1 protein-coding gene is annotated in these 365 nt (G+C 57.3%); it reads right to left on the bottom strand.

Annotated elements, in window-relative coordinates; translation table 11 throughout:
• Positions 1–257 (bottom strand): hypothetical protein (locus tag QP990_RS12180; RefSeq protein ID WP_284799428.1); only part of this gene is annotated, 257 nt, incomplete at its 3' end.
• Between the last annotated feature and the right edge of the window lie 108 nt (positions 258–365).

Here is a 365-nt window from a genome sequence, read left to right as displayed (position 1 = left end):
CCGGCGACAGCGACTTTGACACGGCCTTGATTGTCAAGAATGTCTGGGGCGTTGGCCCCGTCGATTCCCCAGGGGGAGCCGAGGTCGTCGGTGATGTCGGCAAGTACGTCGCCGAGGAATTGTGAGCCCCATTCGATGGGGGCGCCGACGCGTTCTTCTTGACCGTTAAGCCATGCTTCGACGCCTTCTGAGAAGGTCTGAGCGGTGGCGTCCAGGTGCTTGGCGGCATAAGTAATGCCTTCAGCGAAATTAGTCATCTGTTGGGAGTTAAGTACCCATTCTGATTGGCCGGACGTGTTGACTGCAACAGAGTTATTGGGGAGTACACCACCGGAGTCGCGTAAGAATGCAGGTAGTACACCGCC

Origin of the sequence: Corynebacterium sp. MSK071 (assembly GCF_030232125.1) — a bacterium.
In the GTDB taxonomy this organism is placed as follows: domain Bacteria; phylum Actinomycetota; class Actinomycetes; order Mycobacteriales; family Mycobacteriaceae; genus Corynebacterium; species Corynebacterium kefirresidentii.
This window is presented reverse-complemented; position numbering and strand designations above follow the sequence as displayed.